Source organism: Anabaena sp. TISTR 8404 (assembly GCF_056847745.1).
On sequence record NZ_CP180578.1, the window covers coordinates 3873392 to 3893467 of the forward strand.

Here is a 20076-nt window from a genome sequence, read left to right on the forward strand (position 1 = left end):
TCACTCATCATTTTGTTAATTAGCGTTCTTCAATTGGCAAGCCAGGAGCATTTACGTCTAACTCTTCCCGACGTATTGTTTCTTGCGCTTCAACGGTATCTTGTTCTACCACTTTTTTGACTCTGACTTCTTCACGGACAAATGCTTCTTTGCGAATATCAGCAGTTTCTTCGTGAATTTCTACACGTGCAACTTCACCTTCACGGAAGTCAGCTTCACCAGGAGCAATAGGTCTACCAGCATCATCTGGTGTTACACGTTCAATTACGACATGTTCTTTTTCTACTGGTACTGAAACTCGTGCAGTTTCGGTTTCTATATGCTTACCAACAGCGACTTCACCAGTTTTTTGCCGTCTCTTATTGGCAATTAGCCGTTCTTCATACAGTCTCAAGGTTTGATGATCTTGGTCATTTAAACCAAATAAAGAAGGCTCTTGGTTGTAATTATAGGTATCACGGGTGAAAGTTGGTGTAGTTGCTGGTGTTGCGGTATAACCTGTTCCTAAAGGTGCAGATGCTTCTAGAGGTGTGGTGGTTTCTAGAGGTGTGGTGCTATATTTTGGATTGCGATAAACACCACGTACCCGTTCTTCATAATCGTAATCTAGTTGGCGTTCATCAAATTCTGGTAAGTCTTCTGCTTGTTCTCTGGTCATGCCTACAGCATAAACGCGATCGCGACCGTAATCAATGCGACTGCGACCTACTGGCAATAATACTTTTTTACCAAAAATCCAGAAACCTAAGTCAACCACTAAATAGCGAAAATGTCCTTCATCGTCTACTAAAACATCGTTGACAGTACCAATTTTTTCATCGGTTCCTTCTGTATATACGCCCAAGCCTTTAATATCGTTACCTTGAAAAGTGTCACGATAGTTAGGGTCAAATTCATTTAATTTGTAAAGAGCCATTATATTTTACCTCTGAACTCTTATAACATCTTTCAATTATTAATGTAAAAATTTATTCTTTAATATACATCTTTCTCGCGAATGAATTGCTACAATTAAATATTATCGAAAGTGATAGATTTTTCTGCCTAATTGTTTAAATAATAGTTTGTGCAACCTTGTGCTAATCTCAGCATTACTTTGCATTTAAAAATGCTAGATTTAGCGTAGCTTTACACAGGAAAGGTATTGTATTTAATCGTTATAAACATTCATACTATATTCTAATTCAAGGTTAAAAGAAAAAGCGGGTAATAGAGTATAACTATCACCCACAATATTTTCTATTCCCTTTTAATTAAATAGTTCCCTGGATATTCTTACCTGCATCATCTATCTGCAATTCGCCTGTAGTATTAATATCTAATTCTTCTCGACGAATTGTATCTTCTGCTTCTACCATATCTCGGTCTACTAATTTTTTAACTCGGACTTCCTCGCGGACAAATGCTTCTTTACGAATTTCAGGTGTTTCTTCGTAGACTTCTATCCGTGCGACTTCACCCTCTTGGAATTGAAGTGCGTTAGAATCAACAACTGTTTCTGCGTCTGCGGGTGGAACTCGCTCGATAACAACACGCTCTTTTTGAATGGGAACTGTAACTCTTGCAGTTTCTGTTTCAATATGTTTACCAACTGCTACTTCTCCGGTTTTCACCCGCTGCTTATTAGCAATTAACCGTTCTTCGTAAAGTCTGAGAGTTTGATGAGCTTGATCACTCAAACCGTAGAAATTAGGTTCTTGTTGATAATTATATGTGTTGCGATCGTAAATTAAATCGCTGCTTGCAGGACGAAATACACTGCGTACTTTTTCTTCATAATCTTCATCAACTACAAAGTTTTCTTGGTACTCAGGTAACATTTCTACTTGTTGCTTACTAAGCCCATCGACGTAGACACGTTGTTCTGGATAGTTGATGCGGGAAAGACCAATCGGTAGTAAGATTCTCTTGCCTAGTGTATCAAAACCTGTATCAATAACTAGATAGCGAAAACGTCCATCATGGTCAACTAAGGCATCACTTACTGAACCGACTTTTATTCCTCCCTCAGTATAGAGATCTAAATTTTTAACATCATCGCCACCAAATGTTTCTCGGTATTGGGGGTCAAATTCTTCGAGTTTATAAAGAGGCATAGCTGAGAATTTATTGAGTAATCTATTTATATGTCTAAGTTAGAAATTACCGTGGTAAAAATCCTCTGACTGATGGCTGAATTCAATTGAGATATTTATAGTTGTCAAGTTATACTTTATGATTAAAATATCAAAAACTTGCTCTGTATTAAGAGCCAGTTAGTTTAGCACTTAAGTTAGATAAGGTAGGTTAAAAAATATTCCGCAAGCAGGAAGATAGTTTGTAGTGTTTATTGAGGCGAGAATAGCTATAAGCGATCGCCTGCATTTTAATCATATTAAACTATGATTCAAGAAGTTATCTAACTGTTAAAGTCTGTTTTAATTGTTTCAAACTATTTTTTACTCGATAACGCAAACTAACAAGTTTAATAGCACGTACTAAATCACTACGTTGTTTATTTTTTAGTAACGGTAATAATTCTAGATAGTTTGCTTCTTCATCTGGATCAAATGGGCGACCTTGAGATACTAATAACTTTGCATTTAGATCATTTACAGGAAATGTATTAGTTTTATCTAATACTCCTAAAGCAGCCAGTGCGCTTATGGTCATTACACATTTAGGACATTGACCACAGTTTAAATAACCAGCAGGTAAAACTAGCTCATCACATACTCGAAGATGTTGCAATGCTATTTTCCACTCTGCTACTAATTTGGTTTTATCTAATCTCGATAAATTAATATCTGCATAGTGAATTTGCAAGTCATAGCTGCTATAGTTTGTATCTAGCAAAGGATGAGTACCCCAAGGGCCTAGATAAGCAATTTGATCGCTAGAACTAATATAAGTAAAGTTCAATCTTTTATGGAATGCATGACCAATAGCTGCTAAAGCTGCGCCACCTAAATAATAACGCCAAAATTTATAATCGCTGTACTCTAAATCTTTAACATGAGAGTAAATATTTGTATAAACAGGAATTAATGTCACTCCCGCATCTTGAGTAACATTTTGGAGAGAAGTTATGGCTTGTTCAAAAGTTTCTAAGGTAGTATTTGCTAAACCATAAACCATTAAGGCATCTTTAATAGTTCTTGGGTGCTGCTGTGGGAAATTTAGATGATTGTTGCGCAGTGTAGATAAAGCATCTATACCGCCAGAGAAAAACAACCCGGCTCTACGATTTGAAAGGTGAATAGTTGGCTGTGATTGAATTTTAGCTTCAATTTGGACTAAAGGGCGATCGCTCTTATACCAATGGCGCACCCAACCCATCGCTGTAATCAAACCCTGGCGCAACTCTGGACAAATTTCTGCATCTATTGCAATTCTCTTTTCTCCATAATGAAATGCCACCATAATGCACGCTACTAAAAAACTGTGGGGGTTGTATGATAAGTCTGGGGCAAATTCTGCGGTAGTATCAATATATATTTCTTGTTCTGGGCGATCGCGGTCTTCCCAAATTATTGTTGCACCTATACCCGACAAGTTACCGTTTTTTCTGTTGGTCAAGTTTTTAATAATCATAATATTTGGATTTATCAAACATCTACAGTGTTATCTTTTCACTATTTTTTGCCAAACCAGGCTGAATCCACCCAAAGTTTGTATGGTTATCAAACCAGTAATTAATATATAAGTTGCAGTGGATATGATTAATGTCCAAATAAAGCTTACATTGCCTTGCTTGAGTAAGAACAGGATAACGCCTATTAAACTACTAATTAAAAGTGGTCGCTGAAAGATTCTCCAGAAATTTAATACAAATATTCGTGTGGACACAGCATATATAAATAAACTAAATCCACTGATACTCATGACTATCGTCATTAATGCTGCCCCAACCAATTTATACTGAGCAACTAAAAATATCCCTGATAAGCCTCCAGATATAGTAGTGATCACTACTTCTATTAAGTTAAACTTCTCTAATCCATTGGCTACTAATGTATCACCTAAAACCCTAATAAAAGGGTAAGGAATTAACGTTAAAGCAGTTAATTGTAAAAATAAGGTTGCTTGAGCAAATTCTTGGTTACGATAAACAAATAATAGTAATTCTTGACCGACAAACAATAAACCTACACAAAATGGCAGTGCCATAATTAAGAGGATTTCAATAATATTTTCGGTAATTTGACGTTGTGCTTGTCTTCCCGAATCTACAGCTTTTGACATTCTCGGAAATGCTGCCAAACTCACGCTATTTGCTGCAATTGTCAATGGCTGAAGTAATTGCCCAACACTACCATAAAGCCCAACTAAAATTTCATTGCCTAGTAGAGATAAAATTAGCACATCTAATTGGCTGGCAATAATTCCCATACCTTCAATGGCAAAAAATGTCATAGAAGCTTTAATACTTTGCCAAATAAAACTTGGTTTAATTTCCCAGTTTATTTGAACTGTGCGTGTTAGTAAAAGCCATTCAATAGTTAAAATGACTATTTCTGAAACCACCATAATTCCAGCAAGATATTCCACACCATACTTTAGTTGCATTAGCCAAATCATTACTATTAATCGCAGGATATAAATCGGTACGGTTGATATAGTAATCAAATGCATCTGCTCTTGAGCTTGGAAAATTGCTTCAGTAATATTAGACAAAGCAAAGGGAATAATTGTTAAACCCATGACACAGCATATTTTGGCGGTATCTTGACTATAAGGCAGTAAAAACACCAACAAAACTAATGCTACATAAGCGATAATGCTAAAAATTAATTGTAAGCAAGTTCCACTAACTAAATAAACTGGTGTTGCTTCCGGTTCTCTAGAAATTTCTCTCGTAAAAAAGGTTTTTAACCCTTGAGAAGCAATGTTTACAAAAATATAATAATAGCTAATAGCTAGTAAATATTGCCCTAATTGATATGCTCCTAAAGTGCGAGCGATCGCAGTAGTTAAAACAAAAGAAATTACTCCCTGAGTTAATCTATTGATTAACATTGCCAGGGAATTACTGATTAATTTACGTTTTTCTGACATGTTAGTCAAGGTGGAGTAAGAGTTGCATCAACTGTCATTTTTTTCAGCAAAGGTTTTCCTTCAAAATATTCTGGAATTGGCGCACCCATTAATTCTAAAATTGTTGGTGCTAAATCCACCGCTTCTCCTTCTGGCAAAGTAGAACCAGGGATAATATCAGGGCCTTTTGCTATCAAAAATGCACGGTTCCAATGACCACCAGCACGAAAATGTGTCAAAGGGCCAATACGTCCAAATTCTGGACTATCGACAACATCTGTCATGCGCTCATGCCATATAACTACCAAATCAGAATCTGGTTTTTTCGCATCGTTATCATGGGCATTTTGCCGTGTCCGAACTACTTTTTTAACAACAGGTTCTCCAGTCCTAGCATCTTGAAGCCGATATAATATTTGGGTCAGTTCATTACATAAAGTTTCGTATTCATCCGCTGCAACTACACCTTGAGGATCGCGTCCTTGTAAGTTAATGCGAATATGTCCATTGGTAAAAGATGGCAGCGCAAAAGCTTTCATTTGCGGCCAAAGAGGTTGATACCATCGAGCCGGCATCCAACCCATAGGTTCTTCGTGTTTAAGGAGTGGATAAGGAGATGCTAGACCATTTTGATCAGCGTGTAAAAGCTGACTGGGAGTTAAAGGTTTTAAGAAACGTTTTAGAGGATTCGGTTCATAATTCCTAATCCACATTTCTCCAGCCCATGAATTCCTAATAGGATGAGTAATCATTTCTGGAGGCTGAACTCCTAATTTACCAGGAGCTAGAGCCACTTTAGCAGGAAAGTTATAACGGTATAGTATTTCGGGTAAAAAGGCCATACTCAACATATCACTGAAGTTAGGCCCCATACCGTGAATAGAAAAACACAATATATAAGCATCTTTAGGTGCTTTTGTTAAAATCTGCCCGATTGCTTTATCAATGTTTTTATAAGTTTCTAGTAATATATCGGGTTGGGTATTATTTTTATTTAAATAAGGATATAAAGGATGGTCTGATTGACTGTAATTATAAATGTCATGACCAGCAGTATGCGTTTCTCCAAAACGGCTAAGAACAAATCCCAAGTGTCTTTTTCTAATAAGTCGCAACAAATAGCTGCACGATGATTAACACTTTGCTGTAATGCTTGCTTTAGCCATTTGACATAAGGTTTATCCCACCAAATACTAACATCATTAAAAAGAATGGGATTTTTACCGTATTGCTTAATTATCTCTGCGAAAAGTTCAGGCGGATGAGAATAGCTAGGTGTATAGGGATAATGTCCACCCCATCCTAAAATTTGAATGCCATTGACTTTTTCCGATAGTCTCGTTACTGGTAAATCAAATACTGCTACTTTATAATTTTGTCCTAAAGCATAAAAAGGAGCATATTCTTGATAATCATAGCCACTGAAAACAATGTCACACTCAATTTTATAGTCTTGGGGAAAATATTTGATGGTATCCCAATAACCAGTGGTGGGAGATTTACAACCTGTAGAAAATGTTACCCAAAGTGGCTCGGTTACTGCAAATTCTGTAGGATGACCACAGTATTCAACTGTATTGCTCAAACGTCCATAGGCTCCTTGCTCTCGGAGTTTAGCTATATTTTCTAAATGTCCTTCTAATATCCACTTTTCTATTAATACCGGATCTGCCGCATCTAACCCAATCGCAATTACAGGAGATTTCATACTAGTTCTCAAATTAATTGAACATGGTTGGTGAAAGTATTAAAAATTGATTTTTTAGCATTTTATGGTGTTTGAACTTCTATTTTTTTGATAATATTATTTTTCCTTCTCAAATATTTAATCATCAAGTTGTCATAATAGGACTCATATTTGATTTATGCGAAGCTAGGTATACCTTTATTCCTTATTTCCTGTTCCCTGTTGCCTGTTCCTTATTCCCTCCTTCTGCAATTAATTTCATTAATCAAACCGGATTCCTATATTTTTTTAGATATAGAACATTGGCACACTTTATTTTCAAGTGTAGTGTGTGATTCGAGAAATTTATTTTTTCAGAAAAATATTACATATTCAATAATGTTTATTCCGTACCATATTTCTCATTTCCCCCTGACATATATAATTTCAGCAATCTAATTTGATTATTAGATAGATCAGCTATGTCTTATTTGTTTAAAAAACCCATTAAAGAGCAATATTCACTAGCTTATTTGATTTAAAGATTAACTAGTGTTGATTCCTCAAGATATAAAGTTTAGATCCAAAAGTATATTTTATATTTTCTAGGAAGGATTTGTGGTTTTTATAACATACAAACTAAATAAATTCCACAGTTCAGTATAGTGTTTTTACCTCAGATAAAATCCTGGACAATGTATAACTTCACACAAACTTTATATACTTACTGATTTCTTTGCAGTTTCGGCAAATTTTATTAAAGAATGGAGTTTTTGCTGCTATTGTTCTGTATTTCTCTGAGTTTTGGAATTTTGGTGGTCGAAATATACTGACTGAAGAAATTAGGTTTCAGTTGACGATACAACTGATTATCCTGATTGATCCAGCAATATAATACATCATGAATTAACTAGATGTCTGATTGTCTCAAGTATCTTAATGTACTTGCTCAAATTCAATAACTGGCAGCCAACAAACATATCTTGCTTGGGATGTTTTACCGCATACAAAATTGCTTTAGCTACCGATTCTGGTGGATAAATCATTCTCCGATAGGCTGGTTGCTTAGGGATATAATTAGGGGTTTGTATAAAAGCGATCGCTCTGTTTTTGGCGGAATCAGGCGATCGCCAAAACTTTTATCAACGAGAACGCCTATTTTCAATTAGCAATTCGTTTCTCAACTATTAACATCAAACCTTTTAATGTCCCATCTTCTGTAAAACTTTGGCTAGTGCGACATTTATGATCATTATTTACAAGATTAATCATTTCTGTTGCAAATAATTTACCTGTCGCTTTATGCCAAACATTAAAAATAATAATGCTATCTCCATGTTCCCTGGCAATAGTAGTAAAATTGTCCCATCCAGGAACATCTACTGCTTCTATTTCTATTTCATCATCACTAATTACCTTACCAATAAAACGGTTAGTCACAGTTCGACCATCAGCATAATGGTAAGTATTTGTTTGTAACCATTGATTATCAACGATATTTTGTGTAACTTCTGCTGCAAAACGGTCAGTTTCTTGAGCATTAGCATCCATTCTGATCCAATAACCTGACCAAGTGCCAATATGTTTGGGGAAAACTCGAAATTCACTCAGTTGTTTTGGCATATTGCTAGTAAAAATAAATTTTGTATACCTATTTTTTCTTTATACATGAGAGAGCGACACATCTAAAAACCAATATTGCATCTGTTCACTCATATAAAAATAATACTTGCAGGTTGGCAGGAAACAACCTTGGAATCCCACCATTGACCCTTGAGAACAGTGAAGTATCATAAGCTATTACGCTTTTAAATTACACAATCACTCATAAAGTTTGTTGACTGTTGACTGTTAACCGTCAGTAGCCAACACGAAAAAATGTGCAAGTTAGATGCGCAATAGTTTAGACTCTCATAAAAAACAAAATTCCGCCTATGCGCCTGACCTCACTGGATGTTTTTCGGGGCATCACCATTGCTGGTATGATTCTCGTGAATATGGCAGGAGTCGCAGATGATGTTTACCCTCCTCTGGCTCATGCTGACTGGCATGGTTGCACACCAACTGATTTAGTATTTCCGTTCTTTTTATTTATTGTTGGTGTAGCAATGACATTTTCTTTGTCAAAATACACCGCAGATAACAAACCAACCTCTGCTGTTTATGGGCGAATCTTCCGCCGTGCAGCTATTTTATTTGCTTTAGGTTTATTGTTAAACGGCTTTTGGAATAAAGGTGTCTGGACTTTTGATTTCAGCAGCATCCGCATTATGGGAGTGTTGCAGCGCATCAGCTTAACTTACCTGTTAGCTTCCTTGGCAGTTCTCAACCTACCACGCAAAGGACAATGGATATTAGCCGCAGTCTTACTCATCGGCTATTGGCTAACCATGATGTATGTTCCAGTTCCCGAATATGGTGCTGGTGTGCTGACACGGGAAGGTAACTTTGGCGCATACATTGACCGCCTAATTATACCAAAAGCCCATCTGTATGCTGGTGATGGTTTTCAGAATATGGGAGACCCAGAGGGACTTTTCAGCACAATTCCTGCTATTGTTAGCGTCCTTGCAGGCTACTTCACAGGTCAATGGATACGCAATCAGCCAATGCAAACACGTACAAGTATAGGATTAGCATTATTTGGGATTGGTTGCTTAATTCTTGGTTGGGCGTGGGGTTGGGTATTTCCGATTAACAAAAAATTGTGGACGAGTTCTTACGTTATTTTTACTAGTGGTTGGGCGTTACTATTATTAGCTGCTTGTTACGAACTTATCGAAGTGCGATTAATCAAACGGTGGAGTAAACCATTTGAGATTATGGGCTTGAATGCGATCGCTCTTTTCATCGCATCTGTGTTACTAATTAAAATCTTAGTCAAAACTAAAATCGGCACAGGCGAAACCGCCCCCAGCACCTTCAACTGGATATATCAAAATATCTTTGCATCTTGGGCAGGCACTTTTAACGGTTCATTACTATTTGCCCTGGTTACTGTATTACTATGGTGGGCTGTTGCCGTCTTTATGTATCGTCAGCGTTGGTTTCTCAAAGTTTAAACTTTGTTAATTAGCCAAACTTGATATCAAAATCAATTTTGAGGCTGACAGCTATCACTATGAAAGGGGTTATTTTCTGGCTTACCCGCCGTCGCCACATTGGTAGAAGCAGCAAACTAATTATTACCTGTAACTTCTAAACTATTCGGTTTGGGATAATTCTGGAGGTGCAGATACCCGACTTCTTAAAAAAGTCGGGTATCTTGTGTAATTTAATGAGGCAGTGGCGAAATAATCATAAAAAATCAATACATAAAAAAGTCAAGTAAATCTGTTGACTAAAAAATATGGGACAGAATGCAACAATAGATCCAAACTTTTTCTTAGTTTGTGGACTGGGCAGTTTAGGGCAATATTGCGTGTCTGTGCTGAAGGAATTTGGAGTTAAAGTCAATGCGATTGAAGAAGTAAATACGCAAAATTGGGAAATTACTGAATTACCAGATTTAATAGACAAACTGGTGATTGGTGATTGTCGCCAACCGAAAATATTAGAACAAGCGGGAATTAAACAGTGTCGGGCAATTTTAATTGTAACTAGTGATGAGTGCGTAAATATAGCCGCAGCATTTGCCGCGCGATCGCTCAACCCTCAAGTTCGCTTAGTCATCCGTTCAGCCCAAGATAATCTCAATGAATTACTCCGAGAAAGTCTAGGTAATTATGTTGCGTTTGAAGCCACACAGTTACCAGCTAATAGTTTTGCTTTAGCTGCATTAGGTAGTGAAACCAGAGGATTTTTTACTTTAGAAAACCGCTTACTGCGAGTCTTCGGAGTATCTATTGACAATTCTCATCGCTGGAGTCATTGCCGTCTTTATGAAATCAATACTACCAACCGACGCGTACTTATCCACGCCAGAGCCGGAAAACCCCTACCCAAAGGTTTTTATCAATGGAAACCAGATGCTAAAGTTCTTCCTGGAGATGTTATTTTTTATGTTGAAGTAACTGAAAATCTTGCCTTTAGTCCGACAAAACAGTTCAACACATTTGGACAATTCTGGGATGAAATTGTGACTGGAATCAGATGGCAAAATTTCCGTCACAAATTAAGTCAGTTTTGGGAAGAAAGTAGTCAAACCCGGCGTGTAGCCTTTGTTGGCGCAATGCTAATGCTGAGTTACTTTTTGTGCGGGACGCTGCTATATAAATTGCAGTATCCTCAAATTACGTGGCAAGATGCTTTGAATGTAGCTTTGGTATTGAGTCTTGGCGGCTACGGTGATTTATTTGGGCAGCAAACCATACCGTTTCCAATTACATGGTGGCTGCATTTATTCAGCATCATCATGAGTGTAACCGGTACGCTGTTTGTCGGCATTCTCTACGCTTTAATGACAGAACGTGTCTTATCTACAAGATTCCAGTTTTCTAAGCGTCGTCCCCGCGTACCCAAAGCAGACCATGTAATTCTTATTGGGATGGGGAGAGTTGGTCGAAGAGTAGCACAGTTATTGCAAGAACTCAGACAATCTTTGGTAGGAGTAAATACCAAAGACCTCGAACCAGGAGTGTTACCCCAAATGCCCTTAGTTTTGGGAAACATCAATAATGCTTTAAGCAAAGTCAATATTCAAACTGCGAAAAGTGTAATTGTAGTAACTGATGATGAAGTGGCAAATTTAGAAATTGCTTTAAAAGCACGCACTGTTAACCCCCAAACCAACTTAGTAATTCGTACCTTTGACCCGCGTTTTAGCGAAAATGTGGCAAAACTACTGCCTAATGCCAGAGTATTAGGAGTGTATGCACTAGCAGCCGAAGCATTCGCCGCCGCCGCATTTGGGGAAAATATTTTAAATTTATTTCGTTTAGATAACCAAACAACGTTAGTTACTGAATATCAAATTGAAGCTGACGACACCCTCAATGGCAAATTAATCGCGGATATTGCATACGGTTATGGAATAGTACCCATTTTTCATCTGAGAGCTAACCAGTACACACCCAAGTTTATGCCTTCTGATGATATTAAACTAGCAGTAGGCGATCGCTTGATTGTATTAGCCACCATAGAAGGACTGCAAGCCGTCGAACGAGGAACCATAAAACCAGGTCACTGCTTGGTACGAGTCGAGAAAACAATTTCCCCAGAAGCCGCATTTGAAGGTGCAGCAGTAATTGCACGAGTTACGGGTTGCGACATACATCTAGCCAGAACCTTAATGAAGCAACTACCAGCAACTCTGCAATATCCACTCTATCTGCACCAAGCACATCGTTTAGTGTATGAATTGAGTAAATCCCAAGTTTCGGCGCATATTGAATAGTGCTGAGTGCTGAGTGCTGAGTATTGAGTAGATCTTCTTTCCCAACATCCTTACACCCTTGCACCCCTGCACCCCTGCACCCCTGATTAAAAATCTCGTTTTGGAATTTCTTCGCGGAATTCGATAACTAATTGCATCGTTTCCACAGTTAAATCTCGTAAATCTCGGTTGAGAAACACTGCACCTTGCGGCCCGAACCAACGGTCAAAAATCGAGACATATTGACTTTCACCGTTGACAAAACCTTGCATAAACTTGACCAGCGAATAATTTACGGTATCAAGAAACTTAGAATTATCCTCTGGAACCATGCAAGCGATACCTTCTCGTGACAATGGACGGTCAGGTGCGATCGCAAAATTATCAGGATTTTTAGTCTTTTGCAACCATCCTTCTAACAAAATGCTATCGGATGCAAACGCATCTATTTTCCCTTGTTCCAAAGCTGCGTATCCTTCTGCACGACTTTTAAAATACACTAACTTTACTTGAGGTTGCGCTTGTTTAATAGCCAGTTCATTAGTAGTTTGCGCCAGCACACCAATTTTTTTACCAATTAACGACTCAACAGAACCAAGATCACTTCCCGATTTCACCAATAATTGCGTACCAGTCACACCATAGCTAACAGAAAAATCAACTTGTTTATCTCTTTCCCATGTAAAACTACTAGCATCGCAAACAATATCAACTTCCCGATTTACTATTTTTGGAATTCTCTGTCCTGGAGTCAAACCGACTAATTTTAATTGAATTTTTTTGCCTAATTGTTTTTCTAACTGTTGTTTGATTAAATTCAACATATCTACAGAATAACCAGTCAATTTACCTTGGTTATCGGTATAGGCAAAAGGCAGTGCATCTTTACTAGTACCAGCAGTCAGAACCCCTGTACGAGCAACTTTTTGCATAACAGTCTCCGCAACAGCAACACTAGGTATCATTGCTGCCAACGCCAGACTAACAACGGGGAGAGCAATTTCAGTATATTTCTTGATACTTGTAAACGTAGATAAGCAAGTTAAACTAATACTTTTATTCACAACACCCTCACATATAAACTTTAGGCATCAAACATCTATTATGATTGACAAAATACAGTAATTATCGCTGTCAAATACAAAGTAGTTGCATACGGTAATGATTCTTTACCTTTGCCCACTGATACAGTAATCAGCAATAAAAAAACAGGGTTGAGATATATCTCAACCCTGTTAAACTAATCATTAGCTAAATTTAAATTTTGTTTGGTAATAGCACCTTTGCTTCTACTTTCACCCCTTTCACACCTGGGACTTCCTTAACTAATTTTTCGGCTTTCTGTAATTCATCTGGTGAAGCAGCAGTACCTTTAATTACTATTTCACCTGCTTTAGCTTCTACCTCTAATTTATTATTTGGTAGGCTTGCTTTCAGCTTTTTAGTGACTTCATTTTTTAATTCAGTCTCAGATTTTGTAGTTGCAGTAGCATTTTTTGTTTCTGCTGTTTTTGGTGTTGTCGTTTTAGGAGTTTTATCTGTAGTTTGAGTAGTCACAGAAGCTGGTTGTGCTGACGCTTCGGACGCTTCATTATTAGTACTAGGATTCTTAGCAGCATCTTTAGGAGTTTCTTGACAACCAAAAGCACCAACTACCAGAATGCTACTGATGAGAAACGGAATTAACTTTTTCATTTCTGTCTCCGAATTGAATACTTGCAGCGGTCAATTGAGATAGATGCTATTCTGAATAGACAATTTCAAAAACAATCAATTAGGCTATAGCAAAACACCTAAATTAATCAGATTTGATTTAAATAAGCAAGTTGCCAGCTATTAAGCAACGTAGATGCCAAGATAGTTTTACAGGGTTATGAGGTGCGACCCAACAACGGTTTTTTGATGTTATCAGATTAATTAGATGTTTGCCTATATTTTGTCAAAAATTCATATTTTTGGGCAACTAATTTTAAAGTTATAAATGATACACAAATTATATAAATGAGATAATTAACTACTATGTAAGATAGGTTACTTTTAAACCTAAATTTCTTCCCTTTCTAGGAAATATGTAGAAAAAACCAGATTTTAGATGTTCGGTTAATCTGACTATAAAAACACAAATAACCTGATAAATTCAATATATCGAAGTACAACCGGAAACAATACTATGAGTAATCTTTCCCCTCGCCAGCCAGAAAACTTTATGCCTGAAGATGTTAGCAAAAATAAGTTTTGGGAATATGTGCAATCTCTAAATCGTGAGACGGTTGTCGAACTATCTAAACCAGATTCGCCAGAAGTCTTACAATTAATTCAACAGGCAATTGTGGCTATGCTGGGAAATTTACCTCATGATAGATTTGATACTGTTATTACTACTAGCCGCGAAGAATTGGGTAGATTATTAGGTTCAGCAATGGTAGATGGTTATTTTTTACGTAATGCCGAACAAAGATTCCAAATAGAAAAAACTTTTCGCTTAACGGATGACAACGCTAACAATTCGGAGCAATTATAGTGCTAACAAACAGCAAAACATGGCTAAATTATTGGTTTTCTCTGCGTTGTAAAATTCCATTCAATCACCCTCCCAAATATTGGGAGGGTTAATTTTATTAATTTACTTACAACCTAAAGACTCACGCGTATCCACACCAGTTTTAGAATTGACACCACTAGCTTTAGCACAAAGTTTTTTCACCTGTGGCCCATCTAATACTGCATTAGTGAAATCTGCACCTGTAATCTCAACATTATCAAAAGTCGATCGCAGCATCATCGCATCTGTCAGAACTGCATCAGTTAAATCAGCATTTTTGAATCTGGCTAAGTAAGCTATACCATTACTAAAATCTACACCGTGTAGATTGACTCCTTCGAGGATAGTACCGTTAAATACACCTCCGCGTAAGTCAGCATTGCTAAAGTTAGCATTCTCTAAATCAACGTTAGTAAACTCACTACCGATTAAACTTTGACCAGAAAAATCCTTCCCTTTCACTTCATCGCCAGCAGAACGAGTAATACTCGAAGAACTAGCAGCCTCTGCCGATAAGGGAAATAAAAATAAAGCCATAGCTAAAACAAAACTAGCTAGTATGCGCCAATACTTCATAACGTATTCTTAACAAATCTCAACACTCCTACAAATAACATTACTAGGTTAAAGTCTGAAGTATGAATTGTGAAGTCTGAAATTTTATACTTCAGACTTCAGACTTCATCCTTGACTTAGGATATATAGATGTTGAAGTGCGATCGCAAAGCATAACTACGTGGCTAATCAAGAAAACATCGCCGCATCCTTGGCGCGAACTCCTTTATATCAACTGGGTGTAGAACTCAAAGCCCGCCTAACCAGCTTTGGTGGTTGGGAAATGCCTGTACAATATAGCGGTATTACCAGCGAACATGAAGCCGTGAGAAATGCCGCTGGGATGTTTGATATTTCCCACATGGGCAAATTCACCCTAGAAGGGAAAAAAGTCATTGACCAACTCCAGGGTTTAGTACCTTCCGACTTGAGTCGGTTACAACCTGGTCAAGCGCAATATACAGTATTGCTCAATCCCCAAGGGGGAATTATTGACGATATTATTGTTTATTACCAAGGTGAAGATAACACGGGTGTAGAAAAAGTGGCGATCGTTGTCAACGCAGCGACCACTACCAAAGATAAAACATGGCTATTGCAAAACCTCAATTTAGATGAAATTCAATTTCAAGACCTCTCACCCGAAAAAGTTTTAATAGCCCTGCAAGGGCCACAAGCTGAGAAATATCTCCAGCCATTAGTCGAAGCAGACTTACAACCAGTCAAAGCATTTGGTCATTTACAAACAATCATCCTCGGTCAACCAGCCTTCATCGCCCGTACAGGTTACACCGGGGAAGATGGTTTTGAAATTATGGTAGACCCAGAAGTAGGCATAGAATTATGGCGTAGTCTACACAATGCTGGTGTTGTTCCTTGTGGACTTGGTGCAAGAGATACCCTCCGCCTGGAAGCCGCAATGGCACTTTACGGCCAAGATATCGACGATACAACCACACCTCTAGAAGCAGGTTTAGGGTGGTTAGTTCACCTCGATACCAAAGGTGATTTTATTGGTCGGTCAGTATTAGAACAGCAAAAAGCCAACGGAGTGCAACGCCGACTCGTCGGTTTACAAATGCAAGGACGTAACATCGCCCGTCACGGCTACCAAGTTTTATCAGCAGGTCAAGTCGTCGGAGAAGTTACCAGTGGTACTATCTCTCTGACACTTGGTTATCCCATTGCCTTGGCTTACGTTCCCACTAAACTAGCAAGCGTTGGTCAACAGCTAGAAATAGAAATTCGCGGGAAAACTTACCCAGCAGTTGTAGTCAAACGCCCCTTTTATCGCTCAAAAACTAAAAAATGAAGTATGAAAACTGAAATTACCCTGCGGGAAGCCACCCAAAGGGTGTCTACACACTTCATACTTCACACTTCATACTTCACACTTCATCCTTTGCAGTTTTTAAGGAATAATGTGTTGTGAACTACTCAATCTACAGTAAAGCTCATAATCAAATATGACCAGCATTACTGTTGAAGCAATTATTTTTGTGATATTTGGAGAGTAAATAATATGGCTGAATATCCTCATGATTTGAAATACTTGGATAGCCATGAATACGTACACCTAGATGGTGACATTGCTACCATTGGCATTACTCAATTTGCCGTCAACCAATTAGGTAGTATTGTCTTTGTAGAATTGCCAGAGATTGGTGCTGCTGTTGAGAAAGGTGAGGAATTTGGCACAGTTGAATCAGTGAAAGCTGTTGAAACACTATATTCACCCGTCACAGGCACAGTAGAAGAACGTAACGAAGCTGTAATTGATGATCCCGAAGTAGTATCCGATGACCCCTATGGTGAAGGGTGGTTTTTGAAAGTACGCATTAATGACCCTAGTGAACTTGATGATACCTTAACTGCGGATGAGTACAGCGCCCAGGTAGAAGGCCAATAAAAAGTGTGAAGTGTGAAGTATGAAATTTCACACTTCATACTTTTCCTTTAGGTCGGCTTGTTAAAAGTATTTTTTATTGCAAAATATTAAATAGTTGCGTCCGGAGTTCAATTTGTGGTATCTCATGCCCCTCAAACCAAGTCTACCCGCCCTGCAAATTCAGCATCCTCGAATTTTCTAGAACGACATATAGGCCCTAACTCCCATGACATTCAGCAAATGCTGGAACTGTTGGGTTTTTCCAGCCTAGAAGATCTCATCGATCGCACAGTACCACAAGCAATCCGATCGCAGCAAACGCTACAATTACCCGACGCGCTAAGTGAATATGCAGCACTAGCAAAGTTAAAAAATATTGCTGCTAAAAATCAAGTGTGTCGTTCATACATTGGTATGGGATATTACGACTGCATTACACCACCTGTAATTGGACGTAATATCTTAGAAAATCCCGGTTGGTATACTGCTTACACTCCTTATCAGCCAGAAATTGCCCAAGGACGGCTAGAAGCACTGCTGAATTTCCAAACCATGATTATTGACTTAACAGGTTTGGAAATTGCCAACGCTTCATTACTAGATGAAGCCACCGCCGCCGCCGAAGCAATGAGTCTGAGTTATGGTGTCAGCAAAAATAAAGCCCATAGCTACTTTGTCTCTCGTGACTGTCATCCCCAAACGATTGATGTCTTACAAACACGGGCTAAACCTCTGGGAATTAACATCATAGTTGGCGACCATCAAACATTTGATTTTGCTGAACCAATTTTTGGGGCAGTTTTGCAATATCCTGCTACTGACGGCACTATTTACGACTATCGCGCCTTCATCGACAAAGCCCATGAATTAGGGGCATTAGTTACAGTCGCCGCTGATCCTCTCAGCTTAACTTTACTTACACCACCGGGTGAATTTGGCGCTGATATTGCCGTGGGTAGCACACAACGCTTTGGTATTCCCTTGGGGTTTGGGGGGCCTCATGCGGCATACTTTGCCACTAAAGAAGAGTATAAACGGCAAGTTCCAGGGCGGATTGTGGGGATATCAAAAGATGTCAACGGTAAGCCAGCATTACGCCTTGCATTACAAACCCGTGAACAACACATCCGCAGAGAAAAAGCAACAAGTAACATCTGTACCGCACAGGTGCTACTGGCAGTTATGGCAGGTATGTATGCTGTCTATCACGGCCCAGAGGGACTGAAAAACATTGCTGAAAATATCCACAAGCTAACTGTAATCTTGGCAGCAGGATTAAAGCGTCTGGGTTATAAGATTAGTTCGGAAAATTACTTCGATACGCTACGAGTAGAGTTAGGGACGCAAAACCTCGAAGCTATTCTTGCAGGTTGCCAAGCCAGAAAGATTAACTTACGAATTTTTGATAATACTGCTGTTGGTATCTCTTTAGATGAGACAACTACCCCAGAAGATTTAATCGACCTGTGGCAAATTTTCGCGGATAAAGATGAATTACCCTTCTCTATAGAAGAATTAACTAACTTAACTTCTGATATTTCCCTATCTCGCCAAAGCAGCTACCTCACCCATCCAGTATTTAACCGCTATCACTCAGAAACAGAGTTGTTGCGTTATCTGCACAAACTAGAAACTAAGGATTTATCGCTAACTACATCGATGATTCCTCTAGGTTCTTGCACAATGAAGTTGAATGCAACAGCTGAGATGATTCCGGTGAGTTGGGAAGAATTTGGCAAGATACATCCCTTTGCACCGCCATCGCAAACACGGGGTTATCAAATTCTCTTCCATCAACTTGAGGCGTGGTTAGCCGAAATTACTGGGTTTGCGGGAATTTCGCTGCAACCCAATGCAGGTTCTCAAGGAGAATACGCTGGACTTTTAGTAATTCACGAATATCATGCCAGTCGGGGTGAAGCACACCGCAACATCTGTTTAATTCCCACCTCGGCACATGGAACAAACCCTGCCAGTGCGGTAATGTGTGGGATGAAGGTGGTAGCCGTTGCCTGTGACTCTGACGGTAACATTGATGTAGATGACCTCAAAGCCAAAGCAGAAAAGCATAGTAGTGAACTTGCGGCTTTGATGGTGACATATCCTTCAACTCACGGTGTATTTGAGGAAGCCATTCAAGAAATTTGTGCTGTTGTTCATAAACATGGTGGACAAGTATATATGGATGGGGCAAACATGAACGCCCAAGTTGGGTTGTGTCGTCCTGGCGATATTGGTGCAGATGTTTGTCACCTGAATTTGCACAAAACCTTTTGTATACCTCACGGTGGTGGTGGCCCTGGTATGGGGCCAATTGGTGTAGCAGCCCATCTCGTACCTTTCTTGCCTGGGCATTCAGTTGTCAAGATAGATGGTACACAAGATATTGGGGCGGTTGCAGCTGCACCTTGGGGCAGTGCCAGCATTCTGGTAATTTCTTGGATGTATATTGCCATGATGGGTGCGGCTGGTTTGACCGAAGCTACGAAAGTGGCAATTCTCAATGCTAACTATATTGCGAAGAGACTCGAAACTTACTATTCAGTTTTGTACAAAGGCAAAAATGGCTTAGTTGCCCATGAGTGTATTTTAGATTTGCGATCGCTCAAAAAATCCGCCAACATCGACATCGATGATATCGCCAAACGGTTAATGGACTACGGTTTCCATGCACCAACTGTCTCTTGGCCTGTAGCAGGCACTATCATGGTGGAACCCACTGAAAGCGAATCTAAAGAAGAATTAGACCGTTTTTGTGATGCCTTGATTGCTATTCGCCAAGAAATTGCCGAAATCGAATCAGGCAAGATGGATATCGAAGATAATCTGTTGAAGAACGCACCTCACACAGCGGAAAGTCTCATTGCTGGCGAATGGACTCATCCCTATTCCCGCGAACAAGCCGCCTACCCCGCACCTTGGACACGCGAATCAAAATTCTGGCCTAGTGTTGGTCGTATTGATGCAGCTTTCGGTGATAGGAATTTTGTTTGTTCTTGTTTACCTATGGAGGCGTACTCACAATAAATAATAATGTAGGAAGCTGTGCTGGTGTACTAGCAACAGCTTCCTTGTTTAACCAAAATAGTGAAGTG

The 20076-nt window shown here is 38.8% G+C and carries 17 protein-coding genes; 6 read left to right on the forward strand and 11 right to left on the reverse strand.

The features are described 5' to 3' along the window. Positions 1-19: 19 nt before the first annotated feature. The 8 genes from ACMX3D_RS16670 to ACMX3D_RS16705 all read right to left on the reverse strand — a co-directional run bounded on the left by ACMX3D_RS16670 (position 20) and on the right by ACMX3D_RS16705 (position 8305). Positions 20-916 (reverse strand): DUF2382 domain-containing protein, encoded by an 897-nt coding sequence (locus ACMX3D_RS16670; RefSeq protein ID WP_482747002.1) that lies wholly within the window; start codon positions 914-916, stop codon positions 20-22. Between the two features lie 337 nt (positions 917-1253). After that, positions 1254-2096 (reverse strand): DUF2382 domain-containing protein, encoded by an 843-nt coding sequence (locus ACMX3D_RS16675; protein ID WP_482747003.1) that lies wholly within the window; start codon positions 2094-2096, stop codon positions 1254-1256. Positions 2097-2394: 298 nt separating this feature from the next. Continuing rightward, positions 2395-3573 (reverse strand): hypothetical protein, encoded by a 1179-nt coding sequence (locus ACMX3D_RS16680; protein ID WP_482747004.1) that lies wholly within the window; start codon positions 3571-3573, stop codon positions 2395-2397. A 30-nt stretch (positions 3574-3603) separates the two neighbouring features. After that, positions 3604-5037 (reverse strand): oligosaccharide flippase family protein, encoded by a 1434-nt coding sequence (locus ACMX3D_RS16685; protein ID WP_482747005.1) that lies wholly within the window; start codon positions 5035-5037, stop codon positions 3604-3606. 5 nt (positions 5038-5042) lie between these two features. After that, positions 5043-6107: a hypothetical protein gene (locus tag ACMX3D_RS16690; RefSeq protein ID WP_482747006.1), complete on the reverse strand. Its 1065-nt coding sequence runs from the start codon at positions 6105-6107 to the stop codon at positions 5043-5045. After that, complete coding sequence (locus ACMX3D_RS16695; protein ID WP_482747007.1) at positions 6011-6724, reverse strand: hypothetical protein; 714 nt, start codon at positions 6722-6724, stop codon at positions 6011-6013. The genes ACMX3D_RS16690 and ACMX3D_RS16695 overlap by 97 nt, the downstream gene beginning before the upstream one ends. A gap of 1000 nt (positions 6725-7724) precedes the next feature. Continuing rightward, positions 7725-7847 (reverse strand): hypothetical protein, encoded by a 123-nt coding sequence (locus tag ACMX3D_RS16700; RefSeq protein WP_482747008.1) that lies wholly within the window; start codon positions 7845-7847, stop codon positions 7725-7727. Next, positions 7844-8305 (reverse strand): DUF3598 family protein, encoded by a 462-nt coding sequence (locus tag ACMX3D_RS16705; RefSeq protein ID WP_482747009.1) that lies wholly within the window; start codon positions 8303-8305, stop codon positions 7844-7846. The genes ACMX3D_RS16700 and ACMX3D_RS16705 overlap by 4 nt, the downstream gene beginning before the upstream one ends. Before the next feature lie 311 nt (positions 8306-8616). Here ACMX3D_RS16705 and ACMX3D_RS16710 point away from each other — a divergent pair, with 311 nt between their 5' ends. Together ACMX3D_RS16710 and ACMX3D_RS16715 are read left to right on the forward strand one after the other, a co-directional pair. Next, complete coding sequence (locus ACMX3D_RS16710; protein ID WP_482747010.1) at positions 8617-9744, forward strand: acyltransferase family protein; 1128 nt, start codon at positions 8617-8619, stop codon at positions 9742-9744. Between the two features lie 287 nt (positions 9745-10031). Then, positions 10032-12017 carry a potassium channel family protein gene (locus tag ACMX3D_RS16715; RefSeq protein ID WP_482747011.1) on the forward strand — a complete coding sequence of 662 codons (1986 nt, stop codon included), beginning with the start codon at positions 10032-10034 and terminating at the stop codon, positions 12015-12017. Between the two features lie 86 nt (positions 12018-12103). Here ACMX3D_RS16715 and ACMX3D_RS16720 read toward each other — a convergent pair whose 3' ends face one another. Both ACMX3D_RS16720 and ACMX3D_RS16725 read right to left on the reverse strand, forming a co-directional pair. After that, positions 12104-12961 carry an amino acid ABC transporter substrate-binding protein gene (locus tag ACMX3D_RS16720; protein WP_482752360.1) on the reverse strand — a complete coding sequence of 286 codons (858 nt, stop codon included), beginning with the start codon at positions 12959-12961 and terminating at the stop codon, positions 12104-12106. A 292-nt stretch (positions 12962-13253) separates the two neighbouring features. Next, positions 13254-13691, reverse strand: a complete 438-nt coding sequence (locus ACMX3D_RS16725) for a BON domain-containing protein (RefSeq protein ID WP_482747012.1) — start codon at positions 13689-13691, stop codon at positions 13254-13256. Positions 13692-14166: 475 nt separating this feature from the next. Between ACMX3D_RS16725 and ACMX3D_RS16730 the strand changes: the two genes are divergently transcribed. Then, the gene (locus ACMX3D_RS16730) at positions 14167-14517 is read left to right on the forward strand and encodes a DUF760 domain-containing protein (protein ID WP_482747013.1); all 351 of its coding nucleotides are present in this window, start codon (positions 14167-14169) and stop codon (positions 14515-14517) included. A gap of 102 nt (positions 14518-14619) precedes the next feature. Here ACMX3D_RS16730 and ACMX3D_RS16735 read toward each other — a convergent pair whose 3' ends face one another. Further along, a complete protein-coding gene (locus tag ACMX3D_RS16735; protein WP_482747014.1) occupies positions 14620-15114 on the reverse strand; it encodes a pentapeptide repeat-containing protein in 495 nt (164 codons plus the stop codon). A 160-nt stretch (positions 15115-15274) separates the two neighbouring features. Here ACMX3D_RS16735 and gcvT point away from each other — a divergent pair, with 160 nt between their 5' ends. From gcvT to gcvP, 3 genes are all read left to right on the forward strand, one after another. Next, positions 15275-16405, forward strand: a complete 1131-nt coding sequence (gene gcvT, locus ACMX3D_RS16740; protein ID WP_482747015.1) for a glycine cleavage system aminomethyltransferase GcvT — start codon at positions 15275-15277, stop codon at positions 16403-16405. Positions 16406-16615: 210 nt separating this feature from the next. Next, positions 16616-17002 (forward strand): glycine cleavage system protein GcvH, encoded by a 387-nt coding sequence (gene gcvH, locus ACMX3D_RS16745; RefSeq protein ID WP_482747016.1) that lies wholly within the window; start codon positions 16616-16618, stop codon positions 17000-17002. A gap of 114 nt (positions 17003-17116) precedes the next feature. After that, the gene (gene gcvP, locus ACMX3D_RS16750; RefSeq protein ID WP_482747017.1) at positions 17117-20008 is read left to right on the forward strand and encodes an aminomethyl-transferring glycine dehydrogenase; all 2892 of its coding nucleotides are present in this window, start codon (positions 17117-17119) and stop codon (positions 20006-20008) included. Positions 20009-20076 lie beyond the last annotated feature (68 nt).

Bases quoted from the DNA above. Each gene is read 5' to 3' on its own strand.
- ACMX3D_RS16670 (WP_482747002.1), bottom strand. From the start codon at position 916: ATGGCTCTTTACAAATTAAATGAATTTGACCCTAACTATCGTGACACT.
- ACMX3D_RS16675 (WP_482747003.1), bottom strand. From the start codon at position 2,096: ATGCCTCTTTATAAACTCGAAGAATTTGACCCCCAATACCGAGAAACA.
- ACMX3D_RS16680 (WP_482747004.1), bottom strand. From the start codon at position 3,573: ATGATTATTAAAAACTTGACCAACAGAAAAAACGGTAACTTGTCGGGT.
- ACMX3D_RS16685 (WP_482747005.1), bottom strand. From the start codon at position 5,037: ATGTCAGAAAAACGTAAATTAATCAGTAATTCCCTGGCAATGTTAATC.
- ACMX3D_RS16695 (WP_482747007.1), bottom strand. From the start codon at position 6,724: ATGAAATCTCCTGTAATTGCGATTGGGTTAGATGCGGCAGATCCGGTA.
- ACMX3D_RS16705 (WP_482747009.1), bottom strand. From the start codon at position 8,305: ATGCCAAAACAACTGAGTGAATTTCGAGTTTTCCCCAAACATATTGGC.
- ACMX3D_RS16710 (WP_482747010.1), top strand. From the start codon at position 8,617: ATGCGCCTGACCTCACTGGATGTTTTTCGGGGCATCACCATTGCTGGT.
- ACMX3D_RS16715 (WP_482747011.1), top strand. From the start codon at position 10,032: ATGGGACAGAATGCAACAATAGATCCAAACTTTTTCTTAGTTTGTGGA.
- ACMX3D_RS16720 (WP_482752360.1), bottom strand. From the start codon at position 12,961: ATGATACCTAGTGTTGCTGTTGCGGAGACTGTTATGCAAAAAGTTGCT.
- ACMX3D_RS16725 (WP_482747012.1), bottom strand. From the start codon at position 13,691: ATGAAAAAGTTAATTCCGTTTCTCATCAGTAGCATTCTGGTAGTTGGT.
- ACMX3D_RS16730 (WP_482747013.1), top strand. From the start codon at position 14,167: ATGAGTAATCTTTCCCCTCGCCAGCCAGAAAACTTTATGCCTGAAGAT.
- ACMX3D_RS16735 (WP_482747014.1), bottom strand. From the start codon at position 15,114: ATGAAGTATTGGCGCATACTAGCTAGTTTTGTTTTAGCTATGGCTTTA.
- gcvH (WP_482747016.1), top strand. From the start codon at position 16,616: ATGGCTGAATATCCTCATGATTTGAAATACTTGGATAGCCATGAATAC.